Annotated in this window: 7 protein-coding genes; 4 read left to right on the top strand and 3 right to left on the bottom strand. The window is 34.0% G+C overall.

Going from position 1 to position 13993, the window contains the following annotated elements; translation table 11 throughout:
- Window positions 1-81: 81 nt before the first annotated feature.
- From P2W75_RS00445 to P2W75_RS00435, 3 genes are all read left to right on the top strand, one after another.
- The gene (locus P2W75_RS00445; RefSeq protein ID WP_276378508.1) at window positions 82-5193 is read left to right on the top strand and encodes a translocation/assembly module TamB; all 5112 of its coding nucleotides are present in this window, start codon (window positions 82-84) and stop codon (window positions 5191-5193) included.
- Window positions 5177-7492: a BamA/TamA family outer membrane protein gene (locus tag P2W75_RS00440; protein WP_276378507.1), complete on the top strand. Its 2316-nt coding sequence runs from the start codon at window positions 5177-5179 to the stop codon at window positions 7490-7492. Before P2W75_RS00445 ends, P2W75_RS00440 begins: the two co-directional genes overlap by 17 nt.
- A 182-nt stretch (window positions 7493-7674) precedes the next feature.
- Entirely contained in the window at window positions 7675-8304 is a 630-nt protein-coding gene (locus tag P2W75_RS00435) for a DUF4230 domain-containing protein (RefSeq protein ID WP_276378506.1), read from the top strand.
- Window positions 8305-8596: 292 nt separating this feature from the next.
- Here P2W75_RS00435 and P2W75_RS00430 read toward each other — a convergent pair whose 3' ends face one another.
- The 3 genes from P2W75_RS00430 to P2W75_RS00420 all read right to left on the bottom strand — a co-directional run bounded on the left by P2W75_RS00430 (window position 8597) and on the right by P2W75_RS00420 (window position 11457).
- On the bottom strand, window positions 8597-10366 hold the full coding sequence (locus P2W75_RS00430) for an aromatic amino acid hydroxylase (protein ID WP_276378505.1): 1770 nt from the start codon (window positions 10364-10366) through the stop codon (window positions 8597-8599).
- Between the two features lie 137 nt (window positions 10367-10503).
- Window positions 10504-10944 carry a hypothetical protein gene (locus P2W75_RS00425; protein WP_276378504.1) on the bottom strand — a complete coding sequence of 147 codons (441 nt, stop codon included), beginning with the start codon at window positions 10942-10944 and terminating at the stop codon, window positions 10504-10506.
- A gap of 102 nt (window positions 10945-11046) precedes the next feature.
- Window positions 11047-11457: a group III truncated hemoglobin gene (locus P2W75_RS00420; RefSeq protein WP_207297527.1), complete on the bottom strand. Its 411-nt coding sequence runs from the start codon at window positions 11455-11457 to the stop codon at window positions 11047-11049.
- Window positions 11458-11844: 387 nt separating this feature from the next.
- Here P2W75_RS00420 and P2W75_RS00415 point away from each other — a divergent pair, with 387 nt between their 5' ends.
- Window positions 11845-13992: an RICIN domain-containing protein gene (locus tag P2W75_RS00415; RefSeq protein WP_276378503.1), complete on the top strand. Its 2148-nt coding sequence runs from the start codon at window positions 11845-11847 to the stop codon at window positions 13990-13992.
- Window position 13993: the final 1 nt, after the last annotated feature.

The following is a 13993-nucleotide window of genomic DNA, read 5'->3' as shown; positions in this document are numbered from 1 at the left end:
AAGGTTAAATTTTACATTTTTGTAAAATGTGTAACCCTGCTTTTTCCACAAGCAATTTAATCTAATTGATTTTACTGGCGTATGAATAAGAAACCCGTTTATTTTCTTAAAAAAACACTTCGCATTCTGCTTTGGTGCGGGATTTCTGTAATCGCCTTATTGTTGCTTATTATAATTTTGATTCAGGTTCCGTCCGTACAAAATTTCGTTAAAGATAAAGCCGTTACCTATCTCCATAAGAAAATAAAAACTAAGGTTTCACTCGATAAAATCCTCATTAAATTCCCTAAAGATGTAGTTCTGGAAGGTTTCTATTTTGAAGATCAAAAAAAAGATACTTTATTGGCAGGTAAACGTTTAGAAGTAGATGTCGACCTTTTTAAACTTGTTAGCAGCGAACTCGAAATCAACTCTGTTTCTCTTGAAAATGTAAAAGCTAATATTTCGAGAAACAAAGACGGCGTTTTCAATTTCGATTATATCATAAAAGCATTCGAATCTAAAGAACCAAAAGTTGAAGATCCGAATAGCAAACCGTTTAAAATATCGGTTGTAAAAGTCAATTTGGATCAGGTTAAATTCAATTTTAAAGACGATTACTCTAAAAACGATATTCGGGTAAACTTGACACATTTTGATACGAAATTTAGGGAATTCGACTTGGATAATATGAAGTTTAATATTCCGAGAATCAATCTCGATGGATTAAAACTAGTTTTAGATCAAGATGTTGTCGAAAAAATTGCTGAAGTTTCGGTTGAAACTGTCGATACCATTTCGAAAAGAAAAGATTTCAATTTAGAACTCGGAAAAATCAGCCTTTCTAAAATTGATATTCTTTATGATAACAAAGATTCCAAACTTAATTCGGGGATTCGTTTAGGAAATTTAAATTTAATAGTAAATGAGATTGATCTTAATAAACAGTTTTTGGATTTTGATACTTTTGAAGTTAAAAATCTTAAAGGAAATTTGCGTCTGGGTGCAAAAGATAAGCAGATTCAAGCACCAAATTTAGATTCAACAGCCATAAAACAAGCGGGTTGGAAAGTAAAGCTGAACGATGCTGATTTAGAAAATATTGCTTTCAAATTTGATGATATGCAGTCAAAACCCAAAACAAAAGGAATTGATTATATGCATTTGGATTTGAATAAATTCAACTTTAAAGCAGAGAAATTATATTACGGAAACGATACCATTTCGGGAAATATAAAAACACTGACCGTAAACGAAAAAAGCGGTTTACAGATTCAGGCATTAAAAACCGAATTCTTTTATGGACCTCAAAATGCGTCTTTGGATAATTTGTATTTAAAAACACCGCAGACATTAGTACAGGACAAAGTAAAAGCTCAATATAAATCGCTTGCATCACTTCAACAAGATTTAGGAAATCTAGCTGTCGATGCCAATTTAAAACAGTCTAAAATTGGTTTCAAAGACATTCTGTTATTCGTCCCAGATTTACAGAAAACAAATCCGTTTAAAAGCAATCCAAATGCGGTTGTATATATAGACAGCCGTGTAAACGGAAAAGTAAAAGATTTGAATATTTCAAAATTTGAAATGAGCGGTATTGGCGCAACAAAAGTTTCCCTTTCGGGGAAGATTGCTGGACTTCCTGATGCTCAAAAAGCTTATTATGATTTGAATATCAAGAAGATTTCGAGCACTTCAAAAGACATCAATATGTTTGTGCCGGCTGGAACAATTCCGAAGAATATTCAATTGCCTTCGCAGTTAAATCTGCAGGGAAAATTTAAAGGTTCAATTCAGAATTTTAAAACCAATCTGGCTTTAAACAGCAGTTTTGGAAATGCTAAGATCGATGCCTTATTCGATCAGCGCATTAAGAAAAGAGAAAAATACGATGCAGATGTGTTGCTGCAGGAATTTGATTTAGGCCGATTAATCAAAAATGATTCAATTGGAAAAATTACCCTTAAAGCAAAAGTTAAAGGAAATGGTTTAGATCCAAAAACTGCTAATGCCGTAATTGACGGTTTGGTTCAGAAAGCTGTTTTTAACCGATATGAATATAAAAATCTAGCATTAAAAGGAAATATCGAAAACGGATCTTTTGCCGTAAAATCGGGAATGAAAGATCCAAATTTGAATTTTGATTTAACGGCCAGCGGTGATACAAAAGACAAATATCCAACCATCAAATTAAAATTAAATCTGGATATTGCCGATTTAGAAAAACTCAACTTACACGCGGGGCCAATGAAACTGCGCGGTAATGTCGACGCCGATATTACTAACAGCAATCCTGATTTCTTAAACGGAAAAGTATTCTTGTCGAATGTTCAGATTTTGAAAGATGCTGAGCCAATCGTTTTAGATTCGGTTCGTGTAATTGCGTTTTCAGATAACACCAAAAATAATATTAAAATTTCGTCTCAGTTTTTAAAAGCAGAAGTCGACGGGAAATACAAATTAACAACGCTTGCCAATGCAGTAAAAAAATCACTATCGAAATATATTGATTTAAAAACTCCAAAAGTAAACGCAGAATCAGATGAGCAAAGATTAGCGTTTACCTTAACGGTTGATAATGACCCGATTCTTTTTAAACTGATCCCGAAATTAACTGGCTTAGAGCCGATTAAAATTACGGGAAAATATAATAATGTGACCGATTCATTAGAGGTTAGAGGAACTATTCCAAGAATCACGTATGGAGAAAACACTATTTCTGATGGAAAAATAAATATTGAAGCCAAAGAAAATGCTTTAGAATACTCGATTTCTATCGCTACAATAGAAAGCGGTTCGTTAAAAGTTCCGTTTACCACTTTAAGAGGTGATGTGCAGAATAATATTTTGACGTATGCTCTTGAAGTTCAGGACGCCAAACAAAAACAACAATATTATATAGCTGGAGAATTTAAAACAGAAGATTCTAAAAACATTGTAAAACTCGATGCCGAAAACTTTGTTTTAAATTACGATAAATGGAATGTTGATCCAGAAAATGCTATCGAATTTGGAGGAAAAAGACTGTATGTAAACAAATTCAATCTTAATAATAACGGAAACGAATTAAAAGTTCAGTCGCAGGGAACGCAGGACAACGCGCCTTTACAGGTCGATTTTGTAAACTTCAAAATTGAGACCATCATGAATATGGTGAAAAAAGACGAAGTTTTGATGCAGGGTTTAATTAACGGAAATGCAGTTGTCGAAAATGTAATGACAAACCCCACTTTTACATCAGACTTAAAAATTGATGATTTTGCTTTTAAAGGAGAAAAAGTCGGCGATTTAGAAGTAAAAGTAGACAACAAAACAGCCAATACTCTTGCAGCCAATGTGACGTTAAGTGACGAAGGAAATGACCTTAAATTAACGGGAGATTATCAGCTTAAAGCTGGAAATTTTGATTTTGATATCGATATCAATAAACTCAACATAAAAAGCATTCAGGGCTTTACAATGGGTAATATTACCGAAGGAACTGGATATCTATCTGGTAATTTTAAAGTAACCGGAAATACTGCAGCACCGCAGATTAATGGAGAATTAAATTTTAATGATACTGGTTTTAGAGTCACACAACTTAATTCATATTTTAAAACTAAAAACGAAAAAATCACTTTCAGCAATGAGACGATTACTTTTGATAAATTCTCTCTTTTTGATGAAAACGACAACGAATTATATGTAAACGGGAATATAAAATCTCCTGATTTTAGAAAATACAATTTTGATTTAGTAGTCGAAGCCAATGATTTCAGAGCCATAAATTCGAAAGCAAAAGACAATGATTTGTTCTATGGCGATTTGTTTCTGGATACCAAACTGAATGTTAAAGGAAATCTGGATAGTCCTGTTATTGATGGAACAGTTAAAATCAATAAAGAAACCAAATTTACAGTGGTGCTGCCGCAGTCAGATCCTTCGATTGCAGATCGTGAAGGAATTGTTGAATTTGTGAATGAAGACAATATGTACTTAAAGCAGACTGTTGAGCTGGAAAATCAGTTAAATCAGTCAGAGCTTAAAGGAATGGATGTAAATGTTGCCATTTCAATTGATAAAGAAGCAGAATTGACTTTATTAATCGATAAATCAAATGGGGATTATTTGAATTTGAAAGGTGAAGCAGAACTAGTAGGCGGAATCGATCAATCTGGAAAAACAACTCTGACAGGTAAATATGAATTTTCTGATGGTGCTTATCAAATGAACTTCAATGGAATAAAAAGAAAATTTGATATCCAAAAAGGAAGTTTCATAACCTGGAACGGTGAACCAACAATGGCTAATGTTAATATAACCGCAATTTATAAAGTCAACACGGCGCCGATCGATTTACTAGGCAATCAGTTGAAAAGCGAAAGTACAACGATACAAAACACATACAAACAAAAACTTCCGTTCAATACCTTATTGAAAATGAATGGAGAATTAATGAAGCCGGAAATCTCTTTTGGAATTGAACTGCCAGAAGGTAATTATAATGTTTCATCAGATGTAGTTGAACTGACACAAAGCAGATTAAAGCAATTAGAACAAGATCCGGCTGAATTAAACAAACAGGTTTTTGCCCTTTTATTACTTAACCGATTTGTGGGCGAAAATCCTTTCCAAAGTGAAAGCGGCGGGGTAAATGCCGAATCGTTTGCCAGACAGAGTGTGAGTAAGATCCTTTCGCAGCAATTAAACAATCTGGCTGGAGAACTTATTACAGGATTTGAAGTCAATTTCGATCTGGAATCTACTGAAGATTATACAACTGGAACCATGCAGAACAGAACCGATTTGAATGTTGAGGTTTCTAAAAAACTGCTGGACGATAGATTAAAAGTTACAGTAGGAAGCAGTTTTGGAGTAGAAGGACAGGAACGTGCCAATGAAGAAAGCACCAATATTGCCGGAGACGTTGCCCTTGATTATCAATTAACAAAAGACGGACGTTATATGGTTCGTGCTTATAGAAAAAATCAGTATCAGGTAGCTGTTGAAGGTCAGGTTATTGAAACCGGAGTTGCCTTTGTCATTACGATGAGTTACAATAAATTCAGAGAACTTTTCCATCGTACCGAACAGGAAAGGGAATTGATAAGAGAAGAAAAACTTCGTAAAGAGAAAGAAAAACAAAAAAAGAGAGAAGCAAAAGAAAAGGAAAAATTACAGGAAAATCAGCAAGAAAACCAAATTGAAGGAAATGAACAAAAAACATAATCATATAAGCCTATTTTTAAAGTGTATGACGCTGTTTTCCTTATTTTTTGTTTTAGGATGCAGCAATACAAAGTACCTGCCTGAAGGTGAATTGCTTTACACAGGAGGTTCTGTAACGGTGAAAGATTCTGTGTTGAAAAAAAAGGAACGAAAAGCACTTGAAACAGAATTGGAAGGATTACTGCGCCCGAAACCTAATAAAAAATTTCTCGGTCTTCGTCCTAAATTATGGATTTACAATCTTGCCGGAGAACCTAAAAAAGAAAAAGGAACACGTTACTGGCTTCGTAATAAAGTGGGCGAACCGCCGGTGCTTTTTAGTCAGGTTGATTTAGATTACAATGCATCTGTTTTACGAAATTATACAGAAAACAGAGGTTTCTTTAAAACCCGCGTTAGCGCTGATTCTACTGCTAAAAATAAAAGAGTAACAGCAGAATATACTGTTACACCAAAAAAACAATACAAAATAAAAAGTGTCATTTTTCCAGATGATTCGCTGGCGATGTCCAGAATTATTGGAAGATCAAGCCGAAGAAGTCTGCTGAAGGTTGGAAACCCGTACGATTTGGATGTAATTAAAGCCGAAAGAGAACGAATCGATGCCCGATTAAAAGAAAAAGGATATTACTATTTTAATCCCGATTATATTTTGGCAAAAGTAGACAGCAGTAAAGGCGATCACGAAGTAAATATTCGATTGGTAATAAAAGATGACACGCCTGTAAAAGCACTTACAGCTTATAAAATTGATAAAATCTTTGTGTATCCTAATTATTCGCTGACGAATGACAGCATGGTGTACAGAAAAAGAAATATTCAGCAGTACAAAGACTTTACGATTATAGATACTACAGAGACTTTTAAACCAAGAGTTTATGATCGTACAATTTACTTTAAAAAAGGAGATTTGTACAATAGAAAAGATCATAATCTAACCTTAAACCGATTTGTAAATTTGGGAACGTTCAGTTTTGTAAAGAACGAATTTAAACCGTCAGACAGTATTAAAAATGCTTTAGATTCGTATTACTACTTAACACTTCTGCCAAAGAAATTCATACGAGTTGAGGTTTTAGGAAAAACCAATTCAGCAAGTTATACCGGAACAGAAGTAAATGTAAACTGGAATAACCGTAATTTCTTTCGTGGAGCAGAATTATTTACTTTCTCCATTTTTGGCGGTGCCGATTTTCAGCTTGGAGGTGTAAATAAAGGGAAAAACATCTATAAACTCGGAGCCGAAACCAGTTTGACCTGGCCAAGATTTATAACGCCTTTTAACATTGAAGGAAACAGCGAATATGTACCTAGAACTAAAGTAACACTGCGATACGAATATCAAAAAAGAACCCAGTTGTATGCTTTGAATTCCTTTAATACCTCTTTTGGATATTTATGGAAAGAGAACATCCGTAAAGAACATCAATTAAATGTAGTAGACATTACGTATGTGAGTCCAAATCACGTTACGCCAGAATATATGGACGACATTGCTCAAGATCCGGCGTTGGGTAAAGTAATTGAAAAACAATTGATTTTTGGACCAACTTACAATTACACGTATACGAATACCATGCAGAAACGCCGAAAAAATACCATTTATTTTAACGGAGAATTGGATTTAGCAGGAAACATAACTGGATTAGTTACAGGTGCAAATTATAATAAAGATAATGTAAAAACCATATTTGATGTTCCGTTTAGCCAATATGTGAAAATCAGATCAGATTTTAGACATTATTTGAAATTGAGTAAAGAAAGTGAATTAGCCAGCCGATTAATTGTTGGTGCCGGATTTGCATATGGAAATTCGAATACCCTTCCAACTTCAAAACAATTTGTAGCAGGTGGAACCAATAGTATACGAGCTTTTAGAGCAAGAACTTTAGGTCCGGGTAGTTATGTGCTTCCAGATAACTTAACGAACAACTATACTCCAGACCAATCAGGTGATATAAAACTGGAATTCAGTACCGAATATCGTGCAAAACTTTTTAGTATCGTAAGAGGAGCGGTTTTCTTAGATGCTGGAAATATCTGGCTTTTAAATGCCGATCCTAATAAACCGGGAGCTGAATTTTCGAAAGATTTTATGAAAGAACTTGCTGTTGGAGCAGGAGTTGGTTTGCGTTTCGATTTGTCATTCCTGATTTTAAGAACCGATTTAGCCATGCCGCTTCGAAATCCAGCTTTACCAGACGGACAAAGATGGGTAATTGATGATATCAATTTCGGAAGCAGTTCCTGGCGAAAAGACAATCTAATTTTGAATATCGCTATTGGATATCCGTTTTAAAATTTTTTCAACCACAAATTCACGAATTAGCTTTAATTTGCTAGCGTTAAACTCGAATTATTCGAATTTTAATTTGTGGAATTAGACACATATTTAAACTCAAAGGAATTAGCGAAAATTCGTGAATTCGTGGCGAAAAAAAGAATAAAAAGAAGTAAATTGGTCATAAATATTTTATTCGAATGCAAAACTTGATCAAAAGAATTATAGGAATCGGTGTTATTGTTTTACTCATTGTTCTGGCTTTTAAATACTGTCAGTTCAAAAAAGATGACGATTCTGGAATTGACTATAATACCAATTTAATTCAGCAGCAGATTCTTAATGTTGGAAAGCTGGTCGTTACCGAAGGACATTTCTCGGAAGTAATCACCTATAAAAACCAGCAGAAGTATTTAATGAATATGATTTCTTTTGAGAAAAAAGCGCTGATTGTGGTAAATGCAAATGTTACAGTAGCATACGATCTGCATAAAATGAAATATGGCATTGACGAAAAAAATAAAACCATTACGATTTTAAATATTCCAAAAGAAGAAATTACAATAAATCCAGATATTCAGTTTTATGATGTAGAACAAAGTAAGCTGAATCCGTTTACAGGTGATGATTACAATAAAATAAACAAATCTGTAAAAGCAAATCTGGCTAAAAAAATCGAAAATTCTACACTAAAAACCAACGCCCAAAACAGACTAATAAGCGAATTGTCTAAGATTTTAATTATGACCAATTCAATGGGCTGGAAACTGCAATATAACGGAAAAACGATTGAATCAGAAACGGAGTTGAATCAGGATTTGAAGCTTTAGATTTTGTTAAAGGTTCAAAGTAACAAAGTAACAAAGGTTCAGAGTTTTTTATTTTAATTAATTGCCTCCTGCTTTACTTGAGGGATTTTTATAAAAAAAGAAAAGGCTTTAGGCAAAACTAATGTTTGGCTAAAGCCTTTGTAGTTAACTTTATTTTTCCTCCAGCTAAGCAGGAGGTAATTCAAAAAAAGATTTATTAAAATTTGCGACTTGGCGTCTTTGCGAGATTAAAAAAAATCAGCAGAATCAGCTTAAATCAACAAAATCTGCGTGAAATAAAAAACTTCGCGTCTTAGTGACTTTGTGGCAAATGAGAATTATTAAAAATCAAATCCAATCCACCCGAAATTAAATGGGCCGTTTCAGGTCGTCTTTTTTTCAATTGATCCAGATAAACCAATACTTCCTGTAAAAGCTGTTTGTCATCAGAATCTTTTAAAAGTTCTGCGATTTCAACCGCTAATAACCAATCATTTGAATGTTCTTTTTTCAGTTTTTCAAATACAGATTGTAAATTCGTTTTAGATTCTTTATTGGTTCTGATGTTTCGAACGGATGCGTATAAATTCTCTAAATCATCGCGTTCTGAAGTATGTTTTGCTTTAATAGTCTTTGTTGAAGGAACAATATTAATCAAGTCAAAACTATTGACATCGGCTGGACCAGAAAAAGCAGAAATCACTTTTTTACCAATCGCCATATCATAATTGCCCCATTCCGGTTGAAACAAAATCGTTTCGCCATGAGTGACCGTACAATTTCTAAAACTGATGAGAATAATTTCTCCGTGAAGATTTCGAGATCCAGTAATAATTTCACCTTCCACGATAATGTTGCCTTCAAATTCCAGTTTTATGGTTTCATTTTCTACAATACTGTAAGCCTGTAAATCCTTCGGACTCATATCTTCAATGGCGAGATTAAAACCTTTCAATTTCCCAATCGGACTTCCAAAACCATGAGGATGTGTTAAGGTTCCGTGACCAACCAGTTCTTTTTCACGATATGCCAAAGCCGTCTTTCCAGTTGTTTGAATATAAACCGGTTTTCCTTCTTCTTCAATCACATTTGTAAAAACTCCAGAAATCTGTAAACCAGTACTTAACTCAATCGTTCCTAAAGCATTTGACTGAATCAGTTTTTTAATTCCTGATAAACCTCCGGTTCTTAAAGCCATTTTATTGGCAAACTCTTCCAGAATCAAACTTAAATGAGAAAAAGTTGGTGTTACATATAGTTGAGGCTGTAACTGTGTAATGTCAAAATTTTGATTCGCAGCGGAAATATCATACGGGATTTTCTTTACATTATCGGTCATACAATGAGCGCTTTCGCCAATTGAAGAAAGCAATCCGGCGCCGTAAATTTTTGGATTTTCAACAGTTCCAATTAAACCATATTCAACAGTCCACCAATGCAGATTTCTAATTTGAGCCATTTCAGATAATTCGCCCATATCATTTTGTAAATCGGCAACTGCTTTTTCGGCTTCGTCTATTTTTTCCTGTGGCGTATCTTCAGCTTCTTTCAAAATAGAAAGCAAACGAATTGCTTCATACATCTGATAATCTTTATGAGATGAAATCGCTTTACAGCCAATTTCTCCAAAACGTCTTAAATATTCGGCATATTCAGGATTTGCAATAATAGGAGCGTGGCCGGCACCTTCGTGAATAATGTCTGGAGCAGGTGTATATTCGATATGTTCCAATTGTCGAATATCGGATGCAATTACCAAAACATTATAAGCCTGAAATTCCATAAAAGCATTTGGCGGAATAAATCCGTCAACGGCAACTGCAGCCCAGCCAATTTCGCTCAGAATTCGGTTCATGCCATACATACTCGGAATAGAATCGACTTCAATTCCGGTTTTGCGTAAACCTTCCAAATAAGAATGATGCGCTACTTTTGAAAGATAATCCACATTTTTACGCATTACATATCGCCAAACCGCTTGATTTATAGGGGTATAATCACTGTAATCTTGTGGTTTAATAAATTGCTGTAAATGTTTCGGCAATTTCTCTAATAACGGATTGGTTTCAATATTTGGATTCATTTCGAAAACGATGTAGATTAGAATGTAAAATTACGAATTTATGAGTCGATTTTTTATCATTCATCACAAAATTTTTATTCGAAATACTATTTTATTGCGTTTTTGTAGATTTTTAAACGTTGAAAAAGAAAGCGATTTTAGCAGTCATTATTTTCATAATTTACTTTCTCCATTGCATTTTCATAGCTTTCAATCTCTTTTTTAGTCATTGAAGTTTCTTTTAAATCAATTTTCAACTGCTTTTTAGCATCTGGACTAATCCATAAACCAGAGAAAGTGTTTCCGGTTATCTTTAAAATGAGAACGCCGCTGAAACCATGTTCTACCATTACAAATTCATTTTCAACTTTTTTATTCTGAGTGATATAAAGCTGAATCCATTTGTTTGATTTATAGCGGTACATTGAAGTGTACATTAAATCTGCCGTACAGGGATTTTCTTCGGTTTTAATATAAATCGTTACAGGTGTTTTTCCATCAAGAGTTCCTTTGTACAAATTAAAAACAGGAGCTTGCTGTGCATTTACATGATTTAAAAAAGAGAAACAGATGGCAAAAAGCAGGAATACTTTTTTCATTATACAATTATTAGTTAGTTACAAATAGGCTTTTATTTGCTTTTCAGCTAAGTCAAATTTATCTAATTAAAAATAGTATTCCAATCGTAATGTAAATATCTTTTAAGATTTGCCTGATGAATTTCTGAGTTCGTTTTCGGCATTTCTAAAATATTCAATTTTGTGGCTGAACATAAATGCCATATTGGTCGCTCGCATTTTGGCTTCTTCGGTAATTGGACCAGCAAATTGAGAATCGATAGTCGAATTAAAAATCGCAATCCAACGGTCAAAATGAGTTTTATCTACCGGTAATTGTTTGTGCGGAGGAAAAGGAGTTCCAGAATAAGCACGAACATCAAATAAAATTGTCTGCCAGAATCCGTACATTTTTTGAAGATGGGGTTCCCATCTGTCCTGTAATTTATCATTAAAAATGGGACCAATCAAATCGTCTTTACGAACATTTCCATAAAAGCTGTTCACCATTTGTTTTATATCGTCGAGAGTTGAAATATCTTTAAGAGTTTCCATGTTTTTGTGCAATAAAAATGAGCTGTAAAAATACAACATAAGTTTATGTGCATTCCATGATATTTGTCACTAAAACCGAATGTGTTTTTTGCATTTGCTGTAATAATTATTGAGGTATAGGTCTTCTAATTTATTGGTTTTTAGTGTGTTGGGAATAAGTAAAAAATTATGAGAACTTTTTTTATTGATTATTAAAATTAAATAATTGATTTTTAAATAGTTATGAAAATTTTAGATAAGTTTTTGTTAAGGTAATTTTTACAATTGATGTGTATTTGTTAAGCTTCAAAAAAAACGATTTCGCTGAAATTGATATAATATTGTGCTGTTTTAATAAAATAATCCTTAATAAATGAGAAAAAATTAATTAACAAAAAATCAAAAAAAATGCACAAAACTACACAAAAACCTAAAAACCAATTAAAAGCTGTGATATTCTCAATTATTGCAATGCTTTTATGTATTACTAAAGTTAATGCTCAAACTGTTACGCCTGTTTTGACAACGGGTGATAAAAGCAGTTTATTGCAGACTCAGGGAACAGTAAATTTCGGAGCCAATTCAGGGACAAATGCTTCTACTGTAACTGTTAATGCTGGAACAACGTATCAAACCATGGATGGTTTCGGCTACACCCTTACTGAGGGAAGCTGTGAAGTCATCAGCGGTATGGCTGCCACACAGCAGAACCAATTATTAAATGAACTATACAATCCAACAACAGGATTAAACGCCAGTGTAGTTCGTATTAGTATTGGAGCTTCAGATTTAAGTAGTTCTTCCTATAGTTATAATGAAACTTCCGGAGATACTAATATGAATAACTTTAGTTTGAATGGTCCGGATTTAACCTATCTAATTCCGATCATCAAAAAAATTCAGCAGATTAATCCTAATATCAAAATTCTCGCAACACCATGGTCTGCACCTAGATGGATGAAAACCAACGGATCTTGGGTTGGAGGAAGTCTGCAGACACAATACTATGCCGCTTATGCCAGGTATTTTGTAAAATACCTTCAAGCTATGCAGGCGCAGGGAATTCCTATTTGGGCAATTACACCTCAAAACGAACCTGAAAATCCTAATAATGAACCAAGTATGTTGATGAATTCTACAGAACAAAAGAATTTTATTAATCAACAGCTTGGTCCTCAAATGGCATCGGCTGGTTTTGGAAATGTGAAAATTATAGCTTTCGACCATAACTGTGATAATACGGCTTACCCAATTGATGTTCTTAATAATAGTTCTTATGTTGATGGAGCAGCATTTCACTTGTATTTAGGAAATATCTCTGCAATGTCTACAGTAAAAAATTCTACGAATAAAAACGTTTATTTTACAGAACAATATACAGGTTCTGGCGGAAACTTTGGCGGTGACTTTGGCTGGCACATGCAGAACGTAGTAATTGGAAGTACTAATAATTGGTCTAAGACCGTTTTAGAATGGAATGCTGCTAACAATTCAAGTTTAGGCCCACGTACTCCAGGCGGATGCAATACCTGTTTAGGTGCTATAACAGTAAATAACAGTACAAGTTATACTAAAAATGTGGCGTTTTATATTATTGGACAAATTTCAAAATTTGTAAAACCCGGAGCAGTACGAATTGGATCTTCAAGCACAAACGGAAGTATTCAATCGGTTGCTTTTAAAAATCCTGATGGTTCAACAGCACTTGTGGTGTACAATTCAGGGTCATCAAATACTATAAAAGTAGTTTCAGGATCATCGGCATTTAATTACACAATTCCGGGCTCAGCAGCCGTTACTTTTACATGGGGAGCAGGTACACCGCCTCCAACAGGTTTTCCGGGATATTATAATATCATTTCAAGAAACAGTAATAAAGGACTTGATGTAGCAGATAATTCAACAGTAAGCGGCGGTAGAATCCAGCAGTATGATATTACAAATGGAGGAGGAAATAATCAGCGCTGGAAATTTGTTTCTGATGGAGCAGGAAATTATTACATTATAGTTAAATCGACAGGAATGTATCTTGCAGTTGAAAATAACGGAACAGCAAATGGACTGAAAGTACAGCAAAGAACTTTCGCTAATTCGAATGAATTTAAATGGACTGTTGCTAGTCTTGGCGGAGGATATTATAAAATTACCAACGTTAACACGGGTAAATCTCTTGATGTTGAAAATGTTTCTACAACAAATGGAGCTAATATTCAGGTTTGGGATTATACAGGAGGACTGAATCAGCAGTGGCAGTTTGTTCAAGTTGAATCTACAGCCAAAAAAGCGTTGGCAATAACCGATGAAAATGAAAGTACAGTTGATATGGTGGTTTTTATTGATGAAGTAAGCGATCATTTAAAAATTGATACCAACCATGAAGGAAATGCAGAAGTACAGATTTTCAATGTAGGCGGACAGTCTGTTTTAAAGAAAGACGTGAATTTTGTAAAAGGAAACATTTCTGAAATTGAAGTTTCAAGACTTCCAAAAGGCGTTTACATTGTGAGAGTAAATGACAATCAAGGTTCTTATTCTAAAAAAGTCATTAAGCAATAAA

Source organism: Flavobacterium sp. H4147, from assembly GCF_029360735.1.
GTDB classification, from domain to species: Bacteria; Bacteroidota; Bacteroidia; order Flavobacteriales; family Flavobacteriaceae; genus Flavobacterium; species Flavobacterium endoglycinae.
This window is presented reverse-complemented; position numbering and strand designations above follow the sequence as displayed.